General features: G+C 64.6%; 28 protein-coding genes and 1 tRNA gene. 22 read left to right on the top strand and 7 right to left on the bottom strand.

The annotated features are described in order from the left end of the window. The first annotated feature begins 157 nt into the window (after positions 1 to 157). Complete coding sequence (locus tag ABFX23_RS05695) at positions 158 to 2,953, top strand: DUF3857 domain-containing protein (RefSeq protein WP_346032134.1); 2,796 nt, start codon at positions 158 to 160, stop codon at positions 2,951 to 2,953. Between the two features lies 1 nt (position 2,954). On the opposite strand, the gene radC is transcribed toward ABFX23_RS05695, so the two are convergent. After that, positions 2,955 to 3,653, bottom strand: coding sequence for a RadC family protein (gene radC, locus ABFX23_RS05690; protein ID WP_346032133.1), 699 nt, complete (start codon positions 3,651 to 3,653; stop codon positions 2,955 to 2,957). A 146-nt stretch (positions 3,654 to 3,799) separates the two neighbouring features. On the opposite strand from radC, the gene ABFX23_RS05685 reads away from it, so the two are divergent. The 9 genes from ABFX23_RS05685 (at position 3,800) to ABFX23_RS05645 (ending at position 11,170) form a co-directional block, all read left to right on the top strand. After that, entirely contained in the window at positions 3,800 to 7,021 is a 3,222-nt protein-coding gene (locus ABFX23_RS05685; protein ID WP_346032132.1) for an intermembrane phospholipid transport protein YdbH family protein, read from the top strand. Between the two features lie 47 nt (positions 7,022 to 7,068). Further along, positions 7,069 to 7,263, top strand: coding sequence for a YnbE family lipoprotein (locus ABFX23_RS05680; protein ID WP_240624743.1), 195 nt, complete (start codon positions 7,069 to 7,071; stop codon positions 7,261 to 7,263). Positions 7,264 to 7,289: 26 nt separating this feature from the next. After that, complete coding sequence (locus tag ABFX23_RS05675; RefSeq protein ID WP_346032131.1) at positions 7,290 to 7,676, top strand: YdbL family probable chaperone protein; 387 nt, start codon at positions 7,290 to 7,292, stop codon at positions 7,674 to 7,676. Between the two features lie 152 nt (positions 7,677 to 7,828). Beyond that, entirely contained in the window at positions 7,829 to 8,152 is a 324-nt protein-coding gene (locus ABFX23_RS05670) for an AtpZ/AtpI family protein (RefSeq protein WP_346032130.1), read from the top strand. 31 nt (positions 8,153 to 8,183) lie between these two features. Continuing rightward, positions 8,184 to 8,969 (top strand): F0F1 ATP synthase subunit A, encoded by a 786-nt coding sequence (locus tag ABFX23_RS05665; RefSeq protein ID WP_346032129.1) that lies wholly within the window; start codon positions 8,184 to 8,186, stop codon positions 8,967 to 8,969. Positions 8,970 to 9,015: 46 nt separating this feature from the next. After that, positions 9,016 to 9,243 carry a F0F1 ATP synthase subunit C gene (locus ABFX23_RS05660; RefSeq protein ID WP_057884388.1) on the top strand — a complete coding sequence of 76 codons (228 nt, stop codon included), beginning with the start codon at positions 9,016 to 9,018 and terminating at the stop codon, positions 9,241 to 9,243. An 86-nt stretch (positions 9,244 to 9,329) separates the two neighbouring features. After that, the gene (locus ABFX23_RS05655; RefSeq protein ID WP_346032128.1) at positions 9,330 to 9,824 is read left to right on the top strand and encodes a F0F1 ATP synthase subunit B family protein; all 495 of its coding nucleotides are present in this window, start codon (positions 9,330 to 9,332) and stop codon (positions 9,822 to 9,824) included. Continuing rightward, positions 9,817 to 10,413, top strand: coding sequence for a F0F1 ATP synthase subunit B (locus tag ABFX23_RS05650; protein ID WP_346032127.1), 597 nt, complete (start codon positions 9,817 to 9,819; stop codon positions 10,411 to 10,413). The genes ABFX23_RS05655 and ABFX23_RS05650 overlap by 8 nt, the downstream gene beginning before the upstream one ends. Positions 10,414 to 10,555: 142 nt before the next feature. Further along, positions 10,556 to 11,170: an NAD(P)-dependent oxidoreductase gene (locus tag ABFX23_RS05645; RefSeq protein WP_346032126.1), complete on the top strand. Its 615-nt coding sequence runs from the start codon at positions 10,556 to 10,558 to the stop codon at positions 11,168 to 11,170. A gap of 9 nt (positions 11,171 to 11,179) precedes the next feature. Here ABFX23_RS05645 and gloB read toward each other — a convergent pair whose 3' ends face one another. Together gloB and rpsA are read right to left on the bottom strand one after the other, a co-directional pair. After that, positions 11,180 to 11,938 (bottom strand): hydroxyacylglutathione hydrolase, encoded by a 759-nt coding sequence (gene gloB, locus ABFX23_RS05640; RefSeq protein ID WP_346032125.1) that lies wholly within the window; start codon positions 11,936 to 11,938, stop codon positions 11,180 to 11,182. 303 nt (positions 11,939 to 12,241) lie between these two features. Continuing rightward, positions 12,242 to 13,945 carry a 30S ribosomal protein S1 gene (rpsA, locus tag ABFX23_RS05635; RefSeq protein ID WP_120078343.1) on the bottom strand — a complete coding sequence of 568 codons (1,704 nt, stop codon included), beginning with the start codon at positions 13,943 to 13,945 and terminating at the stop codon, positions 12,242 to 12,244. 466 nt (positions 13,946 to 14,411) lie between these two features. Between rpsA and ABFX23_RS05630 the strand changes: the two genes are divergently transcribed. Together ABFX23_RS05630 and ABFX23_RS05625 are read left to right on the top strand one after the other, a co-directional pair. Continuing rightward, a complete protein-coding gene (locus ABFX23_RS05630) occupies positions 14,412 to 14,906 on the top strand; it encodes an Mpo1 family 2-hydroxy fatty acid dioxygenase (protein ID WP_346032124.1) in 495 nt (164 codons plus the stop codon). Between the two features lie 25 nt (positions 14,907 to 14,931). Then, positions 14,932 to 15,456 (top strand): ester cyclase, encoded by a 525-nt coding sequence (locus ABFX23_RS05625; RefSeq protein ID WP_346032123.1) that lies wholly within the window; start codon positions 14,932 to 14,934, stop codon positions 15,454 to 15,456. A 12-nt stretch (positions 15,457 to 15,468) separates the two neighbouring features. Here the strand turns inward: ABFX23_RS05625 and ABFX23_RS05620 are convergent, their stop codons facing one another. Genes ABFX23_RS05620 through aroA form a run of 4 tightly spaced genes read right to left on the bottom strand, consistent with a single transcriptional unit; the run spans position 15,469 to position 18,228 of the window. Next, complete coding sequence (locus ABFX23_RS05620; protein WP_346032122.1) at positions 15,469 to 16,104, bottom strand: (d)CMP kinase; 636 nt, start codon at positions 16,102 to 16,104, stop codon at positions 15,469 to 15,471. Then, on the bottom strand, positions 16,101 to 16,379 hold the full coding sequence (locus tag ABFX23_RS05615; RefSeq protein ID WP_346032121.1) for a CBU_0592 family membrane protein: 279 nt from the start codon (positions 16,377 to 16,379) through the stop codon (positions 16,101 to 16,103). The genes ABFX23_RS05620 and ABFX23_RS05615 overlap by 4 nt, the downstream gene beginning before the upstream one ends. 12 nt (positions 16,380 to 16,391) lie before the next feature. After that, the gene (locus ABFX23_RS05610; protein WP_346032120.1) at positions 16,392 to 16,850 is read right to left on the bottom strand and encodes a DUF411 domain-containing protein; all 459 of its coding nucleotides are present in this window, start codon (positions 16,848 to 16,850) and stop codon (positions 16,392 to 16,394) included. Positions 16,851 to 16,884: 34 nt separating this feature from the next. Beyond that, complete coding sequence (gene aroA, locus ABFX23_RS05605) at positions 16,885 to 18,228, bottom strand: 3-phosphoshikimate 1-carboxyvinyltransferase (RefSeq protein ID WP_346032119.1); 1,344 nt, start codon at positions 18,226 to 18,228, stop codon at positions 16,885 to 16,887. A gap of 164 nt (positions 18,229 to 18,392) precedes the next feature. Between aroA and ABFX23_RS05600 the strand changes: the two genes are divergently transcribed. From ABFX23_RS05600 to rplS, 10 genes are all read left to right on the top strand, one after another. Beyond that, positions 18,393 to 18,713 carry a TIGR02300 family protein gene (locus ABFX23_RS05600; protein ID WP_346032118.1) on the top strand — a complete coding sequence of 107 codons (321 nt, stop codon included), beginning with the start codon at positions 18,393 to 18,395 and terminating at the stop codon, positions 18,711 to 18,713. Between the two features lie 361 nt (positions 18,714 to 19,074). Continuing rightward, positions 19,075 to 19,150: transfer RNA gene (locus tag ABFX23_RS05595), tRNA-Ala, on the top strand. A 154-nt stretch (positions 19,151 to 19,304) separates the two neighbouring features. Next, complete coding sequence (gene ffh, locus ABFX23_RS05590) at positions 19,305 to 20,795, top strand: signal recognition particle protein (protein WP_346032117.1); 1,491 nt, start codon at positions 19,305 to 19,307, stop codon at positions 20,793 to 20,795. A 37-nt stretch (positions 20,796 to 20,832) separates the two neighbouring features. Beyond that, positions 20,833 to 21,291: a 30S ribosomal protein S16 gene (gene rpsP / locus ABFX23_RS05585; RefSeq protein WP_346032116.1), complete on the top strand. Its 459-nt coding sequence runs from the start codon at positions 20,833 to 20,835 to the stop codon at positions 21,289 to 21,291. A 2-nt stretch (positions 21,292 to 21,293) separates the two neighbouring features. After that, positions 21,294 to 21,797, top strand: coding sequence for a ribosome maturation factor RimM (rimM, locus tag ABFX23_RS05580; protein ID WP_346032115.1), 504 nt, complete (start codon positions 21,294 to 21,296; stop codon positions 21,795 to 21,797). 72 nt (positions 21,798 to 21,869) lie between these two features. After that, the gene (locus ABFX23_RS05575; protein WP_346032114.1) at positions 21,870 to 22,223 is read left to right on the top strand and encodes a hypothetical protein; all 354 of its coding nucleotides are present in this window, start codon (positions 21,870 to 21,872) and stop codon (positions 22,221 to 22,223) included. A gap of 36 nt (positions 22,224 to 22,259) precedes the next feature. Continuing rightward, positions 22,260 to 22,967 (top strand): DUF5818 domain-containing protein, encoded by a 708-nt coding sequence (locus ABFX23_RS05570; protein ID WP_346032113.1) that lies wholly within the window; start codon positions 22,260 to 22,262, stop codon positions 22,965 to 22,967. Between the two features lie 62 nt (positions 22,968 to 23,029). Beyond that, positions 23,030 to 23,359, top strand: coding sequence for a hypothetical protein (locus ABFX23_RS05565; protein WP_346032112.1), 330 nt, complete (start codon positions 23,030 to 23,032; stop codon positions 23,357 to 23,359). After that, positions 23,356 to 24,081, top strand: a complete 726-nt coding sequence (gene trmD / locus ABFX23_RS05560) for a tRNA (guanosine(37)-N1)-methyltransferase TrmD (RefSeq protein ID WP_346032111.1) — start codon at positions 23,356 to 23,358, stop codon at positions 24,079 to 24,081. The genes ABFX23_RS05565 and trmD overlap by 4 nt, the downstream gene beginning before the upstream one ends. 12 nt (positions 24,082 to 24,093) lie before the next feature. Next, positions 24,094 to 24,465, top strand: coding sequence for a 50S ribosomal protein L19 (rplS, locus tag ABFX23_RS05555; RefSeq protein WP_120078357.1), 372 nt, complete (start codon positions 24,094 to 24,096; stop codon positions 24,463 to 24,465). The last annotated feature ends 79 nt before the right edge of the window (positions 24,466 to 24,544 follow it).

Genomic DNA, 24,544 nt, shown 5'->3' with positions numbered 1-24,544 from the left:
CTCCGGTTGTTCTGTGCTGGGAATATTGCTGGGCGGCTAGGGCCTGCGCCCGCGATTGGCAAGACGCCCGTTCGCCGCCGTTGCAATCGAAACCGGTTCGTGGTGAGAATACAGTAACATCGCCGCGTTATCCGCGTGCGATCAACAGGGGAAATTCATGCACCGTTCCGTCGCCGCCCTCCCGCTCGTGGCCATTGCCATCAGCGCGCCAGCCTACGCCGGGGAAGAGCCGCTTTACCAACCGGCGCCTGCATGGGTGGACGAAGCTGACGTCGCCGGACTGATCGCGGAGGATGGACCGGCAACGATCCTTTACGACTGGCAGCACCGGCTGGAGGACGGCGTGGCCTGGGGCTACATCGACTGGGTCCAGCGCATCGACAATCCGCAGTCCCTGATGCAGGTGAACACGCAGACGCTGGAATGGCTTCCGGACAAGGGCGACCTGATCGTCCACCGCATGGAAATCCACCGCGACGGCGAAGTGATCGACCTGCTGGAACAGGGCGTCACCTTCGACGTGCTGAGGCGTGAGCAGGGACTGGAGCAACGCCTGCTCGACGGCAGCCTTACGGCGACCGTCTCCGTTCCGGGCCTGCGCGAAGGCGACGTGCTGCGCATCTCGCGCACCGTTTCCACGGCTGACCAGGCACTGGGTGACGAGGTGCAGGCCACGCAGTACCTGCCGACGGAGCCGTGGCAGGTAGGCACCGCACGCGCCACTATGAGCTGGCCGGCGGACGAGGAAATCTACTGGGGCGTGGAAGACAAGGTCGACCTGCCGGAGCCCGAATTGCGCGATGGCTATCGCTATCTCAGCGTCGAACTTCCGCTGGCAGAGCCCGATCCGGTGCCGAACGACGCACCGCGCCGCTATCACCGCCCCGCGATTCTGCGCGCCGGCAGCTTTGCCGACTGGCAGGAAGTCTCCGCTGTAATGGCGCCGCATTTCGACCAGGCGGCAACCATCGCAAGCGATTCGGACGTGGCCCGGCTGGCGCGCGAGATCATGGCGCAGACCGACGACCCGCTGGACCGCACCGCCCGCGCCGTGCGCCTTGTGCAAGACGAAGTCAGCTACCTGCTCAACGGCCTCGACGGCGGCAACTACCTGCCGCAATCTGCAGAGGAAACGTGGGACATCCGCTATGGCGATTGCAAGGCCAAGACCGTGCTGCTGCTCGCCCTGCTGCGCGAGATGGACATTGATGCAGAGCCGGTGCTGGTCAGCTCACAGATGGGCGATGCCGTGCCCGAATTGCTCCCTCTGCCCGCCGCGTTCGATCACGTGATCGTACACGCTATGATCGACGGCACGGATTACTGGCTGGACGGCACCAGTTCCGCCACCCGGCTGGCCACGCTCGCCAACGTGCCGCCGTTCCACTACGCGCTGCCGCTGCGGGAAGGCGGGGCAGGGCTGATCCCGATGACCCAGCGCGACCTGGCCGTGCCGCAAATGCGCGCCAACATCACGATGGACCATTCCGCGGGGATCGATTTCCCCGCGCTGGTAACCGTGAATATCGAGTTCAGCGGCCCTGCCGCGGCCCAGATGCAGGCCATGGTCGATGCCGACGATCCGGCGATGTTGCAGACCCTGGCGCGCAATTTTGCCGGTGACGAGGCCATGGCCATGCAGGTCAGTTCGCTGACTCTCGACTACGAAGAGGACGATGCCGTCGCCACCGTGCAGGTGAACGGCGTGACCCAGCCGCAGTTCGAATGGATCGACGGACGCCTGCGCTCCAGCGTGGAGCCGGGCGAGGACGTCAACGATTTCAACCCCAATCGTGCCCGCCCGGCATGGCGCGACATTCCCGTGGCGACACCCGGTCCGATGCGGCAGCAGTTCGGCATGCGCATGGTCCTGCCGCAGGATGGCACGGGCTTCACGCTGGAGGGGGAGCGCGATGTTGAAATGGGCTTTGGCAACCTGCGCATCACGCGCACGGCCAGCATTGATGGCAACGAACTGCTGGCAACGGGCGAAACCTTCGCGCGCCTTGGCGAAATCGCCGCCGACGACCTGCCCGAAGCGCGCCGCGCCGCGCGCCGGATCAGCAGCAATTTGCTCGAACTCGTACCGCCCGAAAGCGTGACCTGGCGCTGGGAACTGTCCGATGCCGAGCGGTTTGAACGCGCGGCCCCGCTGCTCGAAGCCTACGATCAGGCCATCGATTTTGCGAAGGAAGATGATTTCCAGCCACTGATCGCCCGTGCACTGTTCCTGCGCTCTATCTACGATTTCGATGCTGCGATGGCGGATTTCGATGTGCTGGTGGAAGAGCAGCCGTCGTCGTGGGCCTTCCGTTCACGTTCCTGGCTGCACCGTACGCAGGGCGACAGGGACGCGATGCTGGCCGACATGCAGGCGGCTTACGAACTCGACCTTGATAACGGTGTGGCGCGCGAAGTCGCAGAGATGCTCGCATACGAAGGTCGCTTCGACGAGGCGCGCGAATTGATGCAATCGCTGGCCGTCGCGGACGACGATCTTATCTGGCACTATTCCACCCTTGCCACCATCGCTGCGGCGGAAGGCAAGCTGGAGGATGCCGAGGCGTTCATGTCCGATGCCGTGGCGCAGGCCCCGCAAAGCGCCGATGCGCTGAACGCGGACTGCTGGTTCCGCGGCCTGTGGAACACCGGGCTGGACGATGCCGTGGACGTTTGCACGCGATCTATCGAGCGCGCCAGCAATGCCGCCGCTGCGCTGGACAGCCGGGCGCTGGTCCGGTTCCGCGAGGGCGACTACGAAGGCGCGATCGCCGATCTCGACGGGGCGCTGGCGATCTCTCCGGGCCTCGCCGAATCGCTTTACCTACGGGCACTTGCCAAGATGCACGCCGACATCGACGGGGCCGAGGCCGACCGGACGATGGCCCTTCGCATGGCGCCGTACCTTGAAGATTTCTACGCCCGGCACGGTATCGCCGTGCCGGTGTCGTGATTTAGATCAGCCACTTGGCGCGCATGGAGATATGTCCTTCGCGCCCCACGATCACGTGATCGTGCACGGTGATACCCAGCGGCCTGCCTGCATCGGCGATACGGCGGGTGATCTGGATATCGGCGCGGCTCGGCTCCGGGTTGCCGCTGGGATGGTTGTGCACCAGGATCATGGCCGAAGCGCCAAGGTCCAGCCCGCGCTTGATCACCTCTCGCGGGTGGATCGCGGCTTCGTCCACCGTACCATCGCCGAAATGGTGATCCAGCAGCAGGCGATTGCGCGCGTTAAGGTATAGCACCCGCACGCGCTCTGTATTGAGGTGCGCCATGTCGATGGCGAGATAGTCCAGCAAAGCCTGCCAGCTACCCAGCACCGGCTTGTCCTGCACTTCGCTGCGCGCCATGCGCCGGGCGATCAGCGCGCCGATCTTGATCATGCCGACGCTGGCATCGCTGACGCCCTTCACCTGTTTCAGCGCGGCAGGCTCTGCATTCAGGACGCCCGCCAGCGTGCCGAAGCGTGCCAGCAGCGCCTTTGCCTGCGGCTTCGTGTCGCCGCGGGCCAGCGCCCCGAACAGCAGGTATTCGAGCACTTCGTAGTCGGCCAGCGCCTCCGCCCCGCCACCCAGCAGGCGTTCGCGAAGGCGCGCGCGGTGGCCCGAAGCCCCCGATTTGCCCGAGTTTTGAATATCCTGCGACACGTTTCGGCGCGACCCCCTCACGCCATGCATTGCCTTTGTCTCCGCTCTCGCGCAAGTGTGCCCGTGCAATGGCGCAATCTCCGCAAGAGACCGGGAATGCCCGTCCGAAGGGTCGCACGCGCCGCGCTTTGCGAGCGGGCTTTCGTGTGGCTGTCGTTGTCGTGCTGGTGGCGTTGGCCGTTCTGTGGTTCCGGCGCGAGGAGATCGCCGACGATTTCATCGCCGATACCTTTGCCGACCGGGACATACCTGCAGCGTACGACGTGGAGCAGATATCCCCGCGCCGCCAGGTCCTCACCAATGTCGTCATCGGCGATCCGCGGCAGCCAGACCTGACCGTTGAGCGTATCGAGGTGCTCATCGCTCCGCGCCTTGGCTTGCCCGACATCCGCGAAGTGCGCCTGACCAGGCCGCGCCTCTTCGGTACGTACCGAAATGGGCAATTGAGCTTCGGTGCGCTCGATTCGTTTATTTTCACCGGGAGCGACGATCCGTTCGAATTCCCCGCCATGCGCCTGGCCATCGACGATGGTCGCGCGCTGATCCAGACCGATTACGGCCGCGTCGGCATGAAGCTGGCGGGGAGCGGACACCTGCGTGGCGGTTTCGAAGGCGAACTGGCCGTTGCCGCTCCCGAACTGGCCATCGGTGACTGTGCGGCGGAGGATGCAACGCTCTACGGCCGCGTCGCCATCGATGCGGAGCGGCCCGAGTTTCGCGGACCTGTCCGCTTCGCCGCGCTGGAATGCGAAGGCAGCGGACTTGAGGTGCGCGATGCAGGTGTGCAGCTGGACCTGCAGGCCGAACGCAACCTCGTCGAATTCGAGGGCGACCTCGATTTCGTAGCCGGGGCAGTCGCCGTCGCCGATATGCAGGCCGCCCTGCGCGGCGATGGCCGTTTCACCTGGCGCGATGGTGATCTGAACGTTCGATACGATCTTGCCGCCGCCGATGCCGATACGCCGTGGGCAACGATCGGGAGCCTCGCGGTAGAAGGCCGGCTCCGCGCGCTGGACAATTTCTCACAGGCGGAGATCGAAGGCGAGATCGCCGGGGAAGACTTGCGGATGGGGCCCGAGGTCAACGATGCCATCGCTAATGCCGCAGATGCGACACAAGGCAGCTTGCTGGCGCCGCTGCTGAACCGCGTCGGTTTGAACCTTGCAAGGGACCTTCGCGGCAGCCGGCTTGCGGCAACCTTCAACGCTCGCCAGCGAGAAGGCCAGGCCAGCCTTTCAATCCCCGAAGCGCGGCTGCGCGGAGGAAGCGGCGAGACGCTGCTGGCGCTTTCGCGCGGGCAGGTGATGACAGGCGAGAGCGGTCTGCCCATGTTCTCGGGCAATTTCCAGACCGGTGGCGCGGGCCTTCCACGCATCGCGGGGCGCATGGAGCAGACGCCGGGCGGCGCGCTGGAACTGCGCATGGCCATGCGCGAATATTCAGCGGGCGGTGCGAGCCTCGCGCTAGCCGACTTGCGCCTGTTGCAAGGGCGGGGCGGAGAACTGGCCCTTAATGGCCGCGCCCTGGCCAGCGGGGAAATTCCCGGGGGTACGGTGGCCGGACTGGAGATTCCCATCGATGCCATACTCTCCGCCAATGGGACGGTGAGCCTCTGGCGGGGCTGCCGCGACCTGCGTTTCGGCAGTCTTACGCTCGCCAACCTGCGTCTCGGGCGCGAATCGCTTACGCTGTGCCCGCCCTCGGGTCGTCCTGTCCTGCGCTACGGCGCAAATGGCCTGCAATTCGCTGCGGGCGTGGACTCGCTGGACCTGGCCGGTGAACTGGCCGAAACGCCTATCGCCGTGCGCTCCGGTCCCATAGGGTTTGCCTGGCCCGGCGCGCTTGCCGCCAGCAATCTCGACATCCGCCTCGGCCCCGCAGACAGCCAGCAACGCTTCACCATCACCGACCTGCGCGCCGATCTGACTGCTGACGATGTTGGCGGCGAATTCTCCGGGGCCGACGTTCTCCTTGCTTCCGTGCCGCTCGATATCCTCGATGCCTCGGGCGCGTGGACTTACGCCGATGACCGCCTGATCATCACGAACGGCGCGTTGCAGGTGGAGGATCGCGAGGGAGTGGATCGCTTTGAGCCGCTGGTGGCACGCGATGCCAGCCTCACGCTGTTCGACAACCTGATCACCGCCGATGCCGTGCTGCGCGAGCCGGTGCTGGACCGGCCGATCACCCGCGTGCGCATTGCCCATGATCTTGTAACCAGCGCCGGCCACGCAGACCTCATCGTGAACGAGCTTGCATTCGACGATACGTTCCAGCCTGCGCCTTCGTACAGCCAGTGCCGGAATGGCGCGGCTCCGGAATTGCGCCCGCGCGGCCTAACGTGCCTTGCGCTTGGTATCGTCAGCGACGTGCAGGGAAGCGTGAGCGGAACAGGGCGGATCGACTGGGATGCGCAGGGCGTCACTTCAACCGGCACGTTCACCACCGACGGGATCGACGTTGCCGCACCGTTCGGCCCGGTAAAGGGCGCGCGGGGTACGATCGAATTCACGGACCTGCTGGGCCTCACCACTGCGCCTGACCAGCGCCTTTTCGTCGACGCGGTGAACCCTGGTATCGAGATCTACGACGGGGTCGTGAACTACCGGATCAGCGAGGGCGAACTGCTGCAACTGCGCGGCGGTTCGTGGCCGTTCATGGGCGGCACGTTGACCATGCGACCGGTCGATATCCGCTTCGGCGCATCGGAAGTGCGCGCCTACATCATGGTGATCGAAGGGCTGGAAGCCTCGCAGTTCGTGCAGAACATGGAACTGGGCAACCTTGCCGCGAACGGCGTGTTCGATGGCGTCGTGCCGATCATCTTCGACGAGAACGGCAACGGTAGGCTGGAGAACGGCGTGCTCACGTCCCGTCCGCCGGGCGGCAATGTCGCCTACATCGGCGAACTGACTTACGAGGACATGGGCTTTTTCGCCAACTACGCCTTCAGCGCCCTGCGCGACCTGAAATATGACCGGATGGAAATATTCATGGACGGGCCACTGACGGGCGAGCTCGTCACGCGGGTACGGTTCGACGGCATCGGGCAGGGCGAGACGGCCGAAAGCAATTTCGTCACCCGCGCCGTGGCCGACCTGCCGATCGAACTGCGCATCAACATCCGCGCGCCGTTCTACCAGCTCATCACCTCCCTGCGCAGTCTTTACGACCCGTCCGCCGTGCGCGATCCGCGCTCCATCGGGCTGGTGACCGAAGATGGCGTTCGCCTGCAGGAATCTGTGAACCAGCAGACCGTCGATGAACGCGATGCCGCGGCCGAGGCGGAAGAGGAGCGCCTCCTGCGCGAGGCGCTCGAACAGAATGACCCCGATATTCAGCCCCAGGAAAGCGAGCCTGTGCCATGACCACGACGAAATTGACGAATTGCGGCTGCGCTGCGCATAATCCCCGTATGAGAGGGGCAGGGCGCAATATGGTCGCGGTGGTGGCGATGGCGGCCACGGTCATGCTCGGCGGATGCATTACCTTGGAAGCGCCGGACGAGCCGATCGTGATCGAGTTGAACATCAACATCACGCAGGAAGTGATCTATCGCCTGGCAGACGATGCCGAGCAGACCATTGAAGACAATTCCGCGATCTTCTGATCGCGTGCCCTTGGGGAGCGAATGAAATGACCAGTGCCATGACCATGCTGAAATTCGCCGGAGCCGCCGCCATGCTGGGCCTGCTGGCCTCGCCTGCCGCTGCCCAGCGCGACCCTGCCTACCAGGCGGCGCGCGAAGCCGGGCAGGTGGGCGAGAAGATGGACGGCTATCTCGGCATCGTGGGCGCCGCGACTCCCGCGCTGCGCGACATGGTGAACGACATCAACAACCGTCGCCGCGCCGTCTATGCGGAGCAGGCACAGGCGAACAACGCTACGCTGGAGGAATACGCTTTCACCGCCGGCTGCCTCGCCATCTCGCGCACCTCGCCCGGCGAAATGTACCAGGCGCCCGACGGCACCTGGCAGCAACGCGGCAGCGGCGCACCGCAGCGCGACCCGCGCTGTCCCTGACGACATCAGCCTCGTAATTGCTGCAATCGCGAAGATATCGGCAAAACGAAGCCCTCCACCGGTTGACTCGTTCATACCCCCCATCTAAGGGGGCGGCGCCCTCGGCGGGTAGCGCGTTGCGCGTGTCATTTCCCTGACCTACAGGAGGCGGCATGAGTGACGAAAAGCCTGCACGGGAACCCATCGGCGAAGATGCGCGGATCGATGCGCTCGAAGGGCGGCTGAAAGCCGCACGCGAGCGAGAAGAGAAGCGCAACGCGCCGCAGGTCAAAGGCTCCGATGCCAGCTACAAGGCGGGCAACAAGGTGCTGGCGGATTTGCTTGGTGGGATTCTCGGTGGATGCGTTGTCGGATATGCCATCGGATGGCTGACCGGCACCAATCCCTGGGCCCTGTTGATCGGCTTGTTCCTCGGGATCGTGGTCGCCTTCAGGAATATCATTCGGTCTTCCAGCCAGCCGCCCTCGGGCGACTGAACGGACTAGAAACGCAAGGGTTTACAGAGACGTGGCAGCCGAAACCGCCAAGGTCGATCCGATGCACCAGTTCACCATCGAGCCGCTGCTCGGTGCGAACATGGATGTCGCCGGATTCAACATCGCCTTCACGAATTCCGCCCTGTGGATGCTGATCACGGCCATCGTGCTGTGGGTCTTCATGCTCGGCGGCATGAAGCGCGAGCTGGTGCCCGGCCGCTGGCAGATGACGGTGGAAACCTTCACCGGCTTCATCGACGACATGCTGGAAGCGAACGTTGGCAAGGAAGGGCGCAAGTACGTGCCCTACATCTTCAGCCTGTTCATGTTCATTCTGTTCGCCAACCTGCTCGGCCTGCTGCCGCTGGGCATCGTCGGCCTGCACCCCTTCACCTTCACCAGCCACTTCACCGTCACCGGCGTCCTGGCGATCATCTCCTTCTCGATCGTGCTGATCGTGGGTTTCTGGAAGCACGGCTTCCACTTCTTCAGCCTGTTCGTGCCGCACGGCACGCCGCTGCCCATGATCCCGGTCATCTTCCCGATCGAGCTTATCTCGTTCCTCGTGCGCCCCTTCAGCCTCGGCCTGCGACTGTTCGTTGCCATGATGGCCGGTCACGTGCTGCTGGAAGTGCTGTCCAGCTTTGTGATCGACGGCTGGAACGCGGGCGCCGGTTTCGGCCTGCTGGTGGGTGTCCCCAGCTTCCTGCTGATGATCGGTATCTGCGCGCTGGAAATCCTCGTCGCCGCGATCCAGGCCTACGTTTTCGCACTGCTCTCGTCGCTCTACATCAACGACGCCGAGAACCTGCACTAATCTCGCAATCCCTCTTAGTAACGAATTCTCTTGAAAGGATAATCTCATGGATATGGAAGCTGCCAAGCTGATCGGTGCCGGTCTTGCTGCAATCGGTGCCGGTATGGCCGCCATCGGTGTGGGTAACGTGTTCGGCTCGTTCCTCGAATCCGCCCTGCGCAACCCAGGTGCCGCCGACGGCCAGCAGGGTCGCCTGTTCATCGGCTTCGCCGCTGCCGAACTTCTCGGCCTGCTGGCGTTCGTCGTGGCGATGATCCTGATCTTCGTCGCCTGATCGAATTCGATCATCGGCTGGCCGGGCGAATTCGCGCCCGGCTGGCTTTCAAATTGTAATCTCGCGCTTACAGGCGGAATCCGTCCATGCCCCAGATAGCCCAATTGGCCGAAACCTATGCCAGCCAGATCTTCTGGCTGCTGGTGATCTTCGGCTTCGTCTATTTCGTCATCGGCCGCGGCATGGTGCCCAAGGTGATGGATACCGTGGGCCTGCGTGACAAGCAGATTGCCGACGACCTGGCCGCTGCCCAGTCCGCCCGCGATGCGGCTGACGAGGCGGAGGAAGCCTGGCGCAAGCGCGAGAACGCCAACCGTGAGGCGGCACAGGCGCTGGTGACGGAAGCCAAGGGCAAGGCCCAGGCTTCTACCGAAAGCAAGCTGGCCGAAGTGCAGGCTCGCATCGATGCGCAACTGGCCGAGGCCGAAGCGCGTATCGAGGAAAGCCGCGCCAAGGCTGCTGCCGAGATCGAAAGCGTCGCTGCCGAGGCCGCGCAGGATATCACTGCGCGCCTCGCCGGTGTGACCGTGTCCGACGCCGAGGCCCGCTCGGCAGTTCAGAAGGCGATGGCCCATGGCTAATTCCACCACCATCCCCGAAACGACAGAGGAACTGCCCGAAGTCTTCGCCACGCAAGAGGCGATGATCGAGGTTTCCGACGAGCACGGCGGCGCGACGCACGCCGAACCCGAGCTGCTGGGCCTCGTGCCGTTCCAGTGGGTCTCGATCGCGATGGCCGTGCTGCTGCTGATCGCGTTTGCCGGCATGAAGGTGCACAAGTCGATCGCCGGCGGTCTCGATGCCAAGATCAAGGCGATCCGCGACAATCTCGACGAAGCGAAGCAGCTTCGCGCCGAGGCAGAGGCTCTTCGCGAAGAGTATGCGGCGAAGATTGCCGGTGCCGAGAAGGACGCCGAGGCCATGCTCGACAATGCCCGCCGCGAGGCCGAACGTATCGTCGCCAAGGCCGAGGAAGACACAGCGGCCATGGTCGCCCGTCGTGAGCGCATGGCGCAGGACAAGATCGCCGCCGCGGAACGCCAGGCTCTGGCCGACCTGCGCGCCAAGGCTGCCGATGCGTCCACCGCCGCTTCCGCCCAGTTGATCCGCGACAAGCACGATGCTTCCGCCGATAAGGCGCTGGCCGACGATGTGATCGCCAGCCTCTAAGGCTTAACGAATGTCGCACATGAGGCCCTCGCTTCGGCGAGGGCTTTTTGTATGTGCGCTCCGCTTGCCTCATTTGTCCTTCACAAGGGGGGTGAAGGGCGGTTAGGCATTTGCCCGGTTAGCGAGTAATCGGAGAGCGGGAATGCATGTTGCGGTACTGGGAGCGAGCGGCAAGGGCGGCTCTGAAATCGTCAAGGAACTGGTGTCCCGGGGGCACACGGTACTCGGCATCGCGCGCGATCCTGCCAAGATACCCTCGCTCGACGGCGTGACGGCCAAGGCGGGCGATGCGGGCAAGCCGGACGAGCTTGCACCCATGCTGGAAGGCGTCGATGCCGTCATCAGCGCGGTGCATTTCGACATCGACTGCGACACGCTGCTGACCTCGGTGCGCAATGCGGGTGTCGATCGGTTGCTGGTCATGGGCGGCGCGGCCAGCCTGCTGGGGCCGGACGGCGTGATGCTCTACGATTCGCCCACTTTCCCGGAGCAGATCAAGCCGATGGTAAAGCCCGCGATCACCTTCCTCGAGGAACTGCGCAAGGAGAAGGACATCGACTGGACCTTCTTCTCGCCCGCCATGCTGATCTTCGAGGGAGAACGGCAGGGGCCCGGCAGCTTCCGCCTGGGCGAAGACGAACTGGTTACCGATGCCGACGGCAATTCGAAGATCAGCTATGCCGACTACGCCATCGCCATGGTGGACGAACTGGAGCAGCACCGCCACAGCCGGGCACGGTTCACGGCTGCCTACTAGGCAAGCGTCCTAGAAGTTGTCCTTCGCCTCGCGCAGGGCCGCGAAGGTCTCGTGCGGCGCATCGCCGCCCCAGCGGGCTTGCATCGCAGGATCGTCGGCGCGCAGGAACGGATTGGTTTCCAGCTCGCGTTCCAGCGGGAACGGCACCGTTGGCTCGCCCGCAGCCCGCTTCGTGTCGATTTCTTCGGCATAGGCCCGAAGCGCTTCGTTATCGGGGTCTGCGTACAGCGCGAACTTTGCGTTAGCCTTGGTATATTCGTGCGCGCAGTAGAGCGTCGTGTCGGCGGGCAGACGCTTGATGCGCGAGAGGCTGTCCCAGAACTGTGGTGCGGTTCCTTCGAACATGCGTCCACAGCCCAGCGCGAACACGCTGTCCCCCACGAAGGCCATGCCGCTTTCCGGCAGGTGATAGGCGATGTGGCCCATGGTGTGCCCGCTCACGTCGATCACCCAGGCGTTGTGCTCACCCAGCTTCACGAAATCGCCATCGCGCACCGTGCGGTCGACGCCTGCGATCTTCTCCGCATCCACCAGCGGAGCGACGATCGTGCAGCCGGTTGCGGCCTTGATCGCCTCGTTCCCGCCAGCATGGTCCGGATGCCAGTGGGTGTTCCAGATCTGCGTTATGGTCCAGCCCTTGGCCTTCGCCTCTCGCAGGTAGACTTCGGCATCGGGCGTATCGATGCAGGCCGTTTCGCCGCTTTCGGGATCGTGCAGCAGGAAACCGTAGTTGTCGGACAGGCAGGGGAACTGGTGAACTTCTAGCATGGGCACCATTCTACACGAGCCCCAGATGTAGGAAAGGCCCGCCCGGATCGTCCCGGACGGGCCTTTTCAGTATTTGCTTTGTCCCTCAAGCGCCGGGCGCAGCGCGTCCGCGCTGCTTGGCTTTCGGCCTAACCGGCCGACGGGCGGTTGCCCTTGCGATGCATCCTGCATCGTTCGGTGCCGACTCTCCTCGGTTGCGGAGCAACCGCAAGGCCGACGGGCCGCCCGCAGCTGCCGCTCAGTCCGAAGGACAGAGCGAACAGCGGCGAGGACGCTCCCACGGAGACGGGAGCATGAGACAAATCAGTCGTTCTTCTTCAGGGCTTCGCCCAGAATGTCGCCCAGCGAAGCGCCGGAGTCGGCAGAGCCGAACTGTGCCACGGCTTCCTTTTCCTCGGCGATCTGGTGCGCCTTGATCGAGAAGTTCGGCTTCTTCGAACGATCGAAGCCGGTGACCATCGCATCCACCTTCTGGCCGGTCTGGAAGCGGTCGGGACGCTGTTCGTCACGGTCGCGGCCCAGGTCCGAACGCTTGATGAAGCCGGTCGCGCCATCGTCACCCACCTGCACTTCGAGGCCGCCATCGCGGACTTCCAGCACGGTGACGGTGACGACTTCGCCGCGACGCAGCGAACCGGCGCCGGCAGCGCCTTCAGCCGAGGGAGCACCCTTTTCGAGCTGCTTCATGCCGAGGCTGATGCGTTCCTTGTCGACGTCGACATCGAGAACCACGGCTTCGACTTCCTCGCCCTTGCGGTGCAGGGCCAGCGCGTCTTCACCCGAGATGCCCCAGGCGATGTCGGACATGTGAACCATGCCGTCCACGTCGCCGGGCAGGCCGATGAACAGGCCGAACTCGGTGGCGTTCTTGACTTCGCCGGTAACCTGGCTGCCGACTGGATGCGCTTCGGCGAATTCTTCCCACGGATTGCGCTGGGCCTGCTTGAGGCCGAGCGAAATGCGACGCTTCTCGGAATCCACTTCCAGCACCATGACTTCCACTTCCTGCGAGGTGGAGACGATCTTGCCGGGGTGCACGTTCTTCTTGGTCCAGCTCATTTCGGAAACGTGGACCAGACCTTCGATGCCCGGCTCAAGTTCCACGAACGCACCGTATTCGGTGATGTTCGTCACCTGGCCGGTGACTTTCGCACCCACCGGGTACTTGGCGCCGACGCCTTCCCACGGATCGCTTTCCAGCTGCTTCATGCCCAGCGAGATGCGCTGCGTATCGGCATTGATGCGGATGATCTGGACGGTCACGGTCTGGCCGATCTCGATCACTTCGCTGGGGTGGTTGACGCGCTTGTAGCTCATGTCGGTGACGTGCAGCAGGCCGTCGATGCCGCCCAGGTCCACGAAGGCACCGTAGTCGGTGATGTTCTTCACGACGCCGTCGGTGATCTGGCCTTCTGCCAGCTTGTCGATCAGTTCGCTGCGCTGTTCGGCGCGGGTTTCTTCCAGCACGGCACGACGCGAGACGACGATGTTGCCGCGGCGACGGTCCATCTTCAGGATCTGGAAGGGCTGCGGCACGTCCATCAGCGGGGTCACGTCACGCACGGGACGGATGTCGACCTGGCTGCCGGGGAGGAAGGCCACGGCGCCGTCGAGATCGACGGTGAAGCCACCCTTCACGCGGCCGAAGATGCGGCCTTCTACGCGCTTGCCTTCGCCGAACTCGCTTTCCAGCTTGTCCCACGCGGCTTCGCGGCGGGCGCGGTCGCGGCTCAGCATGGCTTCGCCGTCGGCGTTTTCCACGCGGTCGACGAAGACTTCGACTTCGCTGCCGACGCTGAGGCCGTGCTCGCCGTCAACGCGGCTGAATTCCTTGAGGTTGACGCGGCCTTCGCTCTTCAGGCCAACGTCGATAACGGCCATGCCGTTTTCGATTGCGGTAACGGTGCCCTTGACCACGCGGCCTTCGAAGCCGCCCTCGGCGCCGCCGAGCTGTTCGTCAAGGAGAGCCGCGAAATCGTCGCGGCTGGGATTGGCAGAGGTTGCCATGTTTCTAGGTTCCTACTTCACGTTTTTTCCGGCCACCCGGTTGATCCGGGGGTCTTTTCTCCGCGCCTCGCGGGATTGCGAGAGGCGGGCCAAAGGGCCGAACTGCCCGTGCGGCCGAATACCGGCACAGGCGCTCTTCGAATGGCATGAGGGCGGGCGGGAAAGCAGCTGGCAAAGGCGTCGTTGCGCCCCGGTGGAAAGCCGACCATGCTGGCAATCACGCTCGCGGACATGTGATCCGTCCGTCGAACGAGCGCGCGCCTATGCGAAAATGCGCAGTTTGGCAAGGCGAAAGCGACTCGGGGGGAGGGCTGGCAGGCGCTAACCTGGAACACATGGAACACTGTCCTGAAGCAGAAAACCGCTCCCGCATTTCTGCGCGGTCCAAGGGCTTCCGGGAAAGGTGGGCGCGGGGTGTCGTCATGGCTTGTTTTGTGCCGTTCCAATTTCGGTGTAGGACAGGCAAATGACGACTGAGAACGGCCTTGCATGGCAGCTCGCGAAGTATCGCGATTACCACCACGATCATCGCAACGTGCTGACCCACGTGGTCGGCATTCCGCTGATCGTGCTCTCCATCACGACCCTGCTGGCCCCGTGGCAGCTTCCGCTTCCCGGCACCGCGGTTCCGCTTTCGCTGGTCGCGGCGGTCCTTGCGGCGGGCTGGTATCTCAGTCTCGATCTGAAGCTGGGTCTGCTGATGACCGCGCTGCTGGCCCTCTTCGTCGTCGCGGGAGCGCAGATCGCTTCCATTTCAACCGCAGCATGGCTCGGCGGCGGGATCGCGATGTTCGTCGTCGGCTGGGTGTTCCAGCTGGTCGGGCACAAGTTCGAGGGGCGCAAACCGGCGTTCGTGGACGATCTGCGCAGCTTCCTCGTCGGGCCGCTGTTCTTAGTGGTGGAGGGGCTGTTTGCGCTAGGCTTGATGAAAGGGCTGCGCCGTGAGGTGGAGACGCGCTGAACCACTTGCACAAGGGGGACATGGTATGAGGAATGTCACAGGGATCATCGCCGGAGGCATGGTGCTTGCATCCTGCGGCGCGGCGACGGAAAACACTGCCTCCGGGGGTAACGACCCGGTCGAGCAGCGCAACAAGGAGACCGCCCGCGCTTTCTACGAGGAGCTATGGTTCTCCGACAATACCGATGCCTATGCCGAATTCGTCGCCGACGAATATGTCGTCCACGATATCGGTGATCGCAAGAACGTGACCGAACCGGCCATCGAGCAGAAGAACGTCGCCGACCTGTTTCACAGCTTCGGCGACCTCAGCGGCGAGATCGATTGGCAGATGGCCGATGGCGACATGGTGGCAACGCGCTGGACCATTTCTCTCGATGCCTCGCCGGAGGCGGCTGAAATGGGCATGACCAGTGTGGAGAATGTGCCGATCATCAACGTCTTCCGCTTCAATCCCGAAGGCAAGATCGTGGAGATATGGAACCACCGTCACGATATCGACCTGCCGCAGCCGCCGGGACCGCCCCCGGAGACTATCGGCGCGATGTAATTCCGGCGCGCCCTACGGGCAGGGTTTCTGCCCGGTGGCTTCCAACACCGCATCGATTGCAGCAGCGATGCTCGCGTCCTTGTCCAGCGCGGTGGTGTCGAGGACGTAGGCATCGTCAGGCACCACCAGCGGTGCAGCGGTGCGGTTGCGGTCTCGCTCGTCGCGGCGGCGCAGGTCTTCCTCGATTTCCAGCAAGGTGTGGCTCTCGCCCCGGTCGCGCATTTCCTGCCAGCGGCGCTGCGCCCGCGCTTCCACGCTGGCGGTGACGAACAGCTTCACGTCCGCATTGGGAGCGATGACGGTGCCGATATCGCGTCCGTCCAGCACCGCGCCGCCGGGTTGTCCCGCAAAAGCCTGCTGCCGCTCCAGCAGCGCCTTGCGCACGCCGGGATGGACGGAAACGCGGCTGGCGAGGCCCCCCGTCGCCTCGCTGCGCAATTCCGGATGGCCAAGCAGTTCGTCGGCAAACCGCGTGGCGGCCAGCGCCTCGGCCGGATCGTCGGGATCGCCGTCGTAAAGCGAGACCTGGTAGCCCACCGCGCGGTAGAGCAGCCCCGTATCGAGGTGCGGCAGACCGAAGTGTTTCGCCAGCGCCTTGGCTATGGTGCCCTTGCCCGAGGCCGTGGGTCCGTCGACGGCGATGATCATGCCTCGCGCGCTCCTTCTTCGGTGCGCCTGCGACCGCGCAGCGCCTTGGTTAGGCCCCAGATGGCGATGGCGGCCCAGAACCCTTCCAGGATCAGGCTGGGCCAGTTTGTGTGTTTCAGCAGTGAGGTGAACAGCAGCGCAGCGCCGACGAGGTTCGTGCCGTGCAGCAGCCACGGGTTCGGCTTGTCGACCGCCGTCAGGTAGAAATAGGCGCCGATGATGCAGGCAGTGCCGATGAAGCCGATGAAGGCGAAGACGTCGAGTTCCGGACCCATTTCAGGCTCGGGTCACTCGTAGCTTGCGAAAACGGACATGCCCGCATCGCCGAAGGCAATCACCTGGTAGGGCTGGGTGCGGTCCCCCATTTCCATGCCGGGGGAGCCAATGGGCATGCCGGGCACGGCAAGGCCGCGCACGCCTTCGGGGCGCTCGGCCAGCAGCCGTTCGATCTCGGCGGCAGGCACATGGCCCTCGATCACGTAGCCATCGACGATCATGGTGTGGCAGGAGCGAAGCTGCGCAGGCACGCCGTGCTCGTCCTTCACGGCAGCCATGTCGGTGCTCTGCGTCACGGCGACTTCTGTCTCCATGCCTTCGCGCACGTGATCGGCCCAGTGGTCGCAGCAGCCGCAGTTCGGGTCCTTGAACATGGTGTAGGTCGCGGCCTGTGCGGCGCTGGAGCAGGCGGCCAGCGCCAGCAGGGCGGGGGCGACGAAGCGGCGGAAGGATCGGTTGGTCATGGACATGATCGTGGACGGGGCCTTTCGTTTCGATTGTAGCCTAGCTGGTGCCTGTAGCCTTCGCCAGCAAGGTCTCGAACGTGGGAAAGCTGGTGGCGACGGGCGCGGTATCGTCAACCGCCACGCCTTCGCGGCTGGCAAGACCCGCCACGGCCATCGACATGGCGATGCGGTGGTCGAGGTGGGTGGTCACTTCCGCGCCTGCGGGCGTACCCGGCAGCGGGTCGCCGCCGGTGCCGTGGATCACGAGGCCGTCCTCGCGCTCTTCCGCCCGCGCGCCTGCCAGCGTCAGGGCATTCGCCATGGCGGTGATACGGTCCGATTCCTTGACGCGCAGTTCTTCGAGGCCGGACGTGGTCGTGGTGCCCTGCGCCAGCGCGGCGGCGACGAACAGGATGGGAAACTCGTCCACCATCGCAGGCACGACCGCGGGATCGACCTCGACGCCGCTCAGCGCGGAATGGCGCACGCGCAGGTCCGCCACCGGCTCCCCGCCGACTTCGCGCCGGTCCAGCTCCTCGATCTGCCCACCCATGTCGCGCAGCACGTCGAACAAGGCGGCGCGGGTGGGATTGAGGCCAACGTTCTCGATCACGAGGTCGCTTCCCGGCACGAGCAGGGCGGCAACGGCAAAGAAGGCGGCGGACGAGGGATCGCCGGGCACGACGATGTCCTGCGGCTTCAGGTCAGCCTCGCCGTGAATCCGAATGATGCGCTCGCCGTTCTCTTCGCCAACCTCCAGCGAGGCACCGAAGCCGCGCAGCATCCGCTCGGAATGGTCGCGGGTGGGCACCGGCTCTATCACCGTGGTGGTGCCCGCGGTGTTGAGACCCGCCAGCAGCACGGCGCTTTTCACCTGCGCGGATGCGACGGGCAGGCGATAGGTGATCGGCACGGCGGGCGAGATTCCGCGCAGCATCAGCGGCAGGCGGCCGCCGGGGCTGGCTTCGAACGATGCGCCCATTTGCGAGAGCGGGTCTATCACCCGGCCCATCGGACGCTTCGACAGGCTGGCATCGCCGGTGAACATCGCGGTGATCGGGTGACTGGCGACCAGGCCCATCAGCAGCCGAGTGCTTGTGCCCGAATTGCCCATGTCGAGCGCCTGTTGCGGCTGCAGCAGCGATCCCACGCCCACGCCGTTGATGCGCCAGGTGCCGTCTTCGCCGCGCTCCACCTTCGCGCCCATTGCGCGCATGGCGGCGGCGGTGGCCAGCACGTCCTCGCCTTCCAGCAGGCCGGTTACGCGCGTTTCGCCCACGGCCAGCGCGCCCAGCATGATGGAGCGGTGGCTGATGGACTTGTCCCCCGGCACGCGGATGCGTCCGGTCAGCGGGCCGGAGCCGGAAAACCGTTTGGGCGAGGGCGGGTTGGAATGACTCAAGGTACTGCCTATCTCATCGTGTGTCGGCGCGGTGCTTTGACAGCGGCATGGCCCTATGGCAAGGCGCGCCCGCTCGCGATTCAGGGGCTACTCCGAAACGCAAAGAACGCTATTTACCCGGTCGTCCCGATCATGGGCGGGCCGGACGCAACAAGGATTTACTTATGGCGAAGGCAGAATGGGGCACCAAGCGCACCTGCCCCAAATGCGGCGAACGCTTCTATGACCTGGGCAAGGAAGACCCGGTCACCTGCATCGAATGCGGCAACGAGTGGACGCCCGAACCGGTGCTGAAGACGAAGCAGCCGATCCCGTTCGAGGAAGAGAAGAAGGACGACAAGAAGGATTCCGATTCGGATCTCGCCGATGACGATCTGGACGATATCGACGACGACGACGATTCGCCCGATAACGATGTCGACCTTGGCGGCGACGACGATCTCGGCGTCGACACCGGCGACGACGAGAAGGAAGAAGATAGCTAGGAGTTTGATTTGCGATCCGGCCTCCCCCGGATCGTCCTCGCTAGGCGCGCAGCAAGCTGCGCCCGCTGCGGGCGGCCGTGCAGTCTCGCGGTCAGCGTCAGGCTGACCGAAGCTTGCGCCGCCCATAGCAGTTCGCGCGGGAGACGGGCGCGAAGCGGCCGCAAGCACGAACGCGCGCCCGAGCTTATGCGAGGAAAGCCAAGCGGGCCGGACGGCCCGCGCCCGGCGCTTGAGGGGCTAAACAAAAATTAGGGCTTGCACCGCAAGCCCGCCTCTCATAAAGGGCCACCTCCCGACGCCGATGGGCTTCCACTGGCACAGGGAAACGGCATCTGGTAGGATGCTGCATATCGATGGTTAAGGGGCCTTAGCTCAGCTGGGAGAGCGCAACACTGGCAGTGTTGAGGTCAGCGGTTCGATCCCGCTAGGCTCCACCATCGAAGCATTCGATACGCACTTCGCGACAAGCGCGGTGTTCTGATTTAGCGGGCCGCCAATCATTTTTGGGGCTCACGCTGGCCGACGAGTTTTCGTCCGCCGGCGTTTTTCGCGTTTGGGCCGGTTTGGCTCGCACAGGAGTTTTAGTAGCGCATGTTCGATACGCTGTCTGATCGCTTGAACAATGTCTTCGACCGCCTGCGTGGTCGCGGGGCACTGGCCGAGCAGGACGTGCGCGATGCCATGCGCGAAGTGCGGGTCGCCCTGCTGGAAGCCGACGTGGCGCTGCCCGTAGCGCGCGATTTCATTGCCCGCGTCACCGAACGCGCCGTTGGCCAGGAAGTGCTGAAGTCGGTCACGCCCGGCCAGCAGGTCATCAAGATCGTCAACGACGAACTGATCGCAATGTTGGGCGGCGAGGATGCGGGCGCTGGCGAGGCTCCGCCGCTCAATCTCGACGTTCGCCCGCCTGCCGTGGTTATGATGGTCGGCCTGCAGGGTTCGGGCAAGACCACCAGCACCGCCAAGATCGCCAAGCTGCTGAAGGAAAAGCAGGGCAAGAAGGCGATGATGGCCTCGCTCGACGTCAATCGTCCGGCGGCGCAGGAACAGCTGGCCGTGCTGGGCGAACAGGCCGGTGTCGCCACCCTGCCGATCGTGCCCGGCCAGCAGCCTGTCGATATCGCCAAGCGTGCGCTGGAAAGCGCGAAGCTGCAGAACGTCGATGTCCTGCTGCTCGATACCGCGGGCCGCCTGCACGTCGACGAAGCGCTGATGGCCGAGATGAAGGCCGTTGCCGGTGTCTCGACCCCTGCCGAAGTGCTGCTGGTGGTCGATTCGCTGACGGGTCAGGACGCGGTGAACGTCGCGCAGAGCTTCACCGACGAGGTTCCGCTCACCGGCGTCGTCCTCACCCGCATGGACGGCGATGCACGCGGCGGTGCCGCGCTCTCGATGCGCGCCGTCACCGGCAAGCCGATCAAGTTCGCCGGTACGGGTGAGAAGCTGGACGCGATCGAGCGTTTCCACCCGGCGCGCGTGGCCGACCGCATCCTCGGCATGGGCGATGTCGTGTCGCTGGTCGAGAAGGCGGCGGAAACGATCAAGGCCGAAGAGGCAGAGGAACTCGCCAACCGCATGATGAAGGGCAAGTTCGACCTGAACGACCTTCGCAAGCAGTTGCAGCAGATGCAGAACATGGGTGGCCTGGGAATGCTGGCGGGCATGATGCCGGGCATGAAGAAGGCCAAGGCCGCGATGGCCAATGCCAACATGGACGACAAGGTCCTCGTCCACATGGATGCCATCATCGGCTCCATGACGGCCAAGGAACGCGCCAACCCCGCGCTGCTCAACGCCAAGCGCAAGAAGCGCGTTGCGGCTGGCAGCGGCACATCGGTGCAGGAGGTCAACAAGATCCTCAAGATGCACCAGGAAATGGGCCGCGCCATGAAGCAGATCCGCAAGATGGGCGGCATGAAGGGCCTTGCCGCCATGTTCGGCATGGGCGGCGGTGGCGGCGGCGCGGGTGGTGCGCCCAGCGGTGCGCCCGGATTGCCAGGGGGCCTTCCCGGTGGCGGAATGCCCGGATTGCCGGGTGGTCAGCTGCCCCCGGAAATGCAGGATTTTCTCAAGAAGAAATAAGACTATTCAAAGAATTGAGTTGGAAAGGTAAGTTACAATGGCAATTTCTCTTCGTCTCGCCCGTGGTGGCGCCAAGAAGCGTCCGTACTACCGCATCGTGGCTGCCGACAGCCGCCGTGCGCGTGACGGCAAGTTCCTGGAGCAGCTGGGTACCTACAACCCGATGCTGCCGAAGGATTCCGAAGATCGCGTGAAGCTGATCGAGGACCGCGTGCGTTACTGGCTGAGCGTTGGCGCGCAGCCGAGCGACCGCGTGCACCGTTTCCTCGATGCCGCCGGCATCCTGGAGCGTGCGCCCAAGAACAACCCCAAGAAGGGTGAGCCGGGCGAAGCCGCCAAGGAACGCGCCGAGGAAAAGGCTGCCAAGGCTGCCGAAGCCGAGGAAGCCAAGAAGGCTGCCGAGGAAGAAGCCAAGGCTGCTCCGGCCGAGGAAGAAGCACCCGCTGAAGAAGCTCCCGCCGAGGAAGCTGCCGAAGAAGAGAAGTCGGAAGGCTGATCTTGTCCGGATCCCGTCCCGTCACGCTTGCTGCTGTCACCGGCGCGCACGGCGTGACGGGCGAGGTCCGCCTGAAACTGTTCGGCGAGGGGTTTGCCTCGCTGAAAGGGCACAAGTCGTTCAACGCTTCCGGTTCGGGGGCGACCCTGACCCTGGAAAAGGTTCGCGACGACAACAAGGGCGGCGCCATCGCGCGCTTTGCCGAGATCGAGAACCGCACCGCCGCCGAGAAACTGCGCGGCACCACGCTCTCCGTCCCCCGCGAAACGCTGCCTCCACTGGAGGAAGGCGAGTATTACCACACCGACCTGATCGGCCTTGCCGCCGTGTCGACCAGCGGCGTAACGCTGGGAGAAGTGATCGACGTGCAGAACTTCGGCGCGGGCGACGTGATCGAGATCAAGCGCGAAAACGGCAAGACCTTCATGGTGCCGATGCGCGTCGAGGCCGTTCCCACCTGGGACGACGAGACTATCACCATCACCGACGATTTCGCCGATATCTAGGCGCGCCCTTGCGACAGGCGTTTTATCACGCTAATACACCTGCCGGGACGCAAGCTTTGGGGATCGAACATCATGTGGCTCTTGTGGGTACTGCTCACCATTTTCCTGATCGCGGCCATGTCTGCCGGGCTGGCGCTGGGCATGCACCTGCTGTTCCCGCGCATGGCGGAACGGGCGCGCATCATCTGGGCCGCGGGCCTCGCCGCCTTCCTGCCGATGAGCCTGGCTTTCGGCGGCTTCTTCCTCGAGGCGAACGTTGCCGACGATGAATTCCTGCTCAGCGTCGTCGCCCTGGTCCTGCTGACTTTCGTCATCCTCTCGGTCTGCTGCCTGCCGCCCGCATGGTATGCAACCACGCGGCTGGGGCGCGGCAAGGACGCGGCGCCGCAGATCGAGAATGACGAGCCCGAACTGATCGAGGGCTGATCGGAAACATCCTCGCGTCCGCCACGTTGCAGTGGCATGAGACACTGGATATCCGTTTCCGCCGCCGCTCTCATCGCCGCCTGTTCGGACGCGCCGGGCGATGACAGCGCACCGACTCCCGCTATCGAGACCGATCCTATCGCCGCCGCCCCATCTGCGCAGGCGGGCGCGCTCGCGATCGAAGGGCGGCTGGAGCAGGGCACCGAGTGCATGGTGCTGGTGACGCCGGATGGAGAGCGCTGGGCGATCTCCGGCGAGACCGACGGTGCAACCGTTGGCGATTACGTGGAAGTCTTCGGCGAACAGGCCGAGGCCAGCTTCTGCATGGAAGGGCAGGGCTCGATCATCCCCAGCAGCATCGACACGATGCAGCCCCCGGCAAGGGACCGCGACCCGGCGCGCGCAGGCGGCGTGGCGCTGACCCGCGCCTACGTGACAGGAAGCTGGGTGGCCAAGGGCGTCGAGGCCGACTGCGACCGGCCCGATTTCCAGATCACCGCCGGCCAGGGCGACAGGCTGGTGATCGAGACGAGCGTCAACGGCACCCCCGAAACGGGCCGCGTCGCGTTGGGCAATTACCCGGTCATCGACTGGGACGATCCGCTGCCCGACATGCCGCTGGAAAGCCGCGGGCCCGATAGCCTCGCCGTGCTGCGCCCCGCCACGGACGCGCGCTACGACCCCGTCGACATGGGCGGGGCGACCATCGAGGGCGACGGCGTGGAATTCGTGAAATGCGCCTGAAACGCGCTTCCGCCGTGCGAGGCTGATTGCGCAAAGGGGCAATCCTGCCTAACGCTGGAGGCATGACCGACCAGTTCCTGATCTTCTTCGCCGTGGTGCTCGTGCCCTTTCCCATCGGCTTCGTGCTGGCCCACTATCGTCCCGAAAGCCGCAGCCTGAAGAACGCCGCGCTCGCCGCGCTGCCCGTCAGCCTGCCGTGCTTCGCCTATGCGCTGTGGATCACGTTCTCCTACGACATGACCTGCCCGACCGAGGAGCCGTGCGAGAACATGGCGGTGCTTTGGGCAATGGCCTTCTACGTGATCGGCGTGCTGACCGCCGTGACAGGGTTCGGCGTGGGCTTGCTGGGCGATGCCTATGCGCGCAACCGGGCGAAGAACCGGTCTGAATGACTTTCGCCGCCACCATCCTAACCCTCTACCCTGAGATGTTTCCCGGCCCATTAGGCCAATCGCTGGCGGGGCGGGCGATGGAGCGGGGGGACTGGTCTTGCGAGACCGTGCAGATCCGCGACTTCGCGACCGACAAGCATCGCACGGTGGACGATACGCCTGCAGGTGGCGGGGCGGGCATGGTGCTGAAGCCGGACGTGCTGGCAAGCGCGCTCGATAGCGTGGCTGACAGCCGCCCGGTCCTCGCCATGACGCCGCGCGGAAAGCCCATCACGCAGGCACGCATCCGGGAGATCGCGGCGGGGCCAGGCGTTACCTTCGTGTGCGGCCGGTTCGAGGGGGTCGACGAGCGCTTTTTCGAGGCGCGGCCGCAGGTAGAACAGGTGAGCCTCGCCGATATCGTCCTCTCGGGCGGGGAACCTGCCGCGCTTGCCATACTCGACGCTTGCATTCGGCTGCTTCCGGGGGTAATGGGCGCGGCTTCCAGCGGGCATGAGGAATCGTTCGAGGACGGTTTGCTCGAATACCCGCAATATACCCGACCTCAGGAATGGGAAGGGCGCACGATCCCTGAAGTGCTGCGATCGGGGGATCATGCGAAGATCGCTGCTTGGCGCAAGGCAAGGAGCGAATACGATACACGGTCACGCAGGCCGGACCTTTGGGAGCGCCGCGGTGGTGCTCCGGGCCAGTCTGCCTCTGATGCGCAGCATGAAAACTAGAAGGAACGACCAATGGGTCTGATCCAGGAACTTGAGGCCGAAGCAATCCAGGGCCTCACCGAAGGCAAGGAAATCCCCGATTTCCGCGCCGGTGATACGGTTCGCGTCGGTGTGCGCGTTGTCGAAGGCCAGCGCACGCGTGTGCAGAACTTCGAAGGCGTCGTGATCGCGCGCTCGAACCGCTCCATCAACTCGAATTTCACCGTTCGCAAGATCAGCTTCGGCGAAGGCGTGGAACGCGTGTTCCCGCTCTACTCGCCCAACATCGACAGCATCACCGTGGTCCGCCGCGGCATCGTGCGTCGTGCGAAGCTGTATTACCTGCGCGGCCGCACCGGCAAGCGCGCACGTATCGCCGAACGTCGCGAGAACCAGCCGAAGTAAGCTTCGGGCGCGGTTTTCCGCACTGCAAACGAGAAGGGGCGGCTTCCCAGAAGGTGGAAGCCGCCCCTTTGTCGTTCTT

Source organism: Erythrobacter westpacificensis (genome assembly GCF_039542285.1).
Classification (GTDB): domain Bacteria; phylum Pseudomonadota; class Alphaproteobacteria; order Sphingomonadales; family Sphingomonadaceae; genus Alteraurantiacibacter; species Alteraurantiacibacter westpacificensis.
Note: the sequence above shows the minus strand (reverse complement) of the source record. Positions and strands in the feature narration are given on the sequence as shown.

Bases quoted from the DNA above. Each gene is read 5' to 3' on its own strand.
- ABFX23_RS05695 (WP_346032134.1), top strand. From the start codon at position 158: ATGCACCGTTCCGTCGCCGCCCTCCCGCTCGTGGCCATTGCCATCAGC.
- ABFX23_RS05680 (WP_240624743.1), top strand. From the start codon at position 7,069: ATGAGAGGGGCAGGGCGCAATATGGTCGCGGTGGTGGCGATGGCGGCC.
- ABFX23_RS05675 (WP_346032131.1), top strand. From the start codon at position 7,290: ATGACCAGTGCCATGACCATGCTGAAATTCGCCGGAGCCGCCGCCATG.
- ABFX23_RS05670 (WP_346032130.1), top strand. From the start codon at position 7,829: ATGAGTGACGAAAAGCCTGCACGGGAACCCATCGGCGAAGATGCGCGG.
- ABFX23_RS05660 (WP_057884388.1), top strand. From the start codon at position 9,016: ATGGATATGGAAGCTGCCAAGCTGATCGGTGCCGGTCTTGCTGCAATC.
- ABFX23_RS05655 (WP_346032128.1), top strand. From the start codon at position 9,330: ATGCCCCAGATAGCCCAATTGGCCGAAACCTATGCCAGCCAGATCTTC.
- ABFX23_RS05650 (WP_346032127.1), top strand. From the start codon at position 9,817: ATGGCTAATTCCACCACCATCCCCGAAACGACAGAGGAACTGCCCGAA.
- ABFX23_RS05645 (WP_346032126.1), top strand. From the start codon at position 10,556: ATGCATGTTGCGGTACTGGGAGCGAGCGGCAAGGGCGGCTCTGAAATC.
- gloB (WP_346032125.1), bottom strand. From the start codon at position 11,938: ATGCTAGAAGTTCACCAGTTCCCCTGCCTGTCCGACAACTACGGTTTC.
- rpsA (WP_120078343.1), bottom strand. From the start codon at position 13,945: ATGGCAACCTCTGCCAATCCCAGCCGCGACGATTTCGCGGCTCTCCTT.
- ABFX23_RS05630 (WP_346032124.1), top strand. From the start codon at position 14,412: ATGACGACTGAGAACGGCCTTGCATGGCAGCTCGCGAAGTATCGCGAT.
- ABFX23_RS05625 (WP_346032123.1), top strand. From the start codon at position 14,932: ATGAGGAATGTCACAGGGATCATCGCCGGAGGCATGGTGCTTGCATCC.
- ABFX23_RS05620 (WP_346032122.1), bottom strand. From the start codon at position 16,104: ATGATCATCGCCGTCGACGGACCCACGGCCTCGGGCAAGGGCACCATA.
- ABFX23_RS05615 (WP_346032121.1), bottom strand. From the start codon at position 16,379: ATGGGTCCGGAACTCGACGTCTTCGCCTTCATCGGCTTCATCGGCACT.
- ABFX23_RS05610 (WP_346032120.1), bottom strand. From the start codon at position 16,850: ATGTCCATGACCAACCGATCCTTCCGCCGCTTCGTCGCCCCCGCCCTG.
- ABFX23_RS05600 (WP_346032118.1), top strand. From the start codon at position 18,393: ATGGCGAAGGCAGAATGGGGCACCAAGCGCACCTGCCCCAAATGCGGC.
- ffh (WP_346032117.1), top strand. From the start codon at position 19,305: ATGTTCGATACGCTGTCTGATCGCTTGAACAATGTCTTCGACCGCCTG.
- rpsP (WP_346032116.1), top strand. From the start codon at position 20,833: ATGGCAATTTCTCTTCGTCTCGCCCGTGGTGGCGCCAAGAAGCGTCCG.
- ABFX23_RS05575 (WP_346032114.1), top strand. From the start codon at position 21,870: ATGTGGCTCTTGTGGGTACTGCTCACCATTTTCCTGATCGCGGCCATG.
- ABFX23_RS05570 (WP_346032113.1), top strand. From the start codon at position 22,260: ATGAGACACTGGATATCCGTTTCCGCCGCCGCTCTCATCGCCGCCTGT.
- ABFX23_RS05565 (WP_346032112.1), top strand. From the start codon at position 23,030: ATGACCGACCAGTTCCTGATCTTCTTCGCCGTGGTGCTCGTGCCCTTT.
- trmD (WP_346032111.1), top strand. From the start codon at position 23,356: ATGACTTTCGCCGCCACCATCCTAACCCTCTACCCTGAGATGTTTCCC.
- rplS (WP_120078357.1), top strand. From the start codon at position 24,094: ATGGGTCTGATCCAGGAACTTGAGGCCGAAGCAATCCAGGGCCTCACC.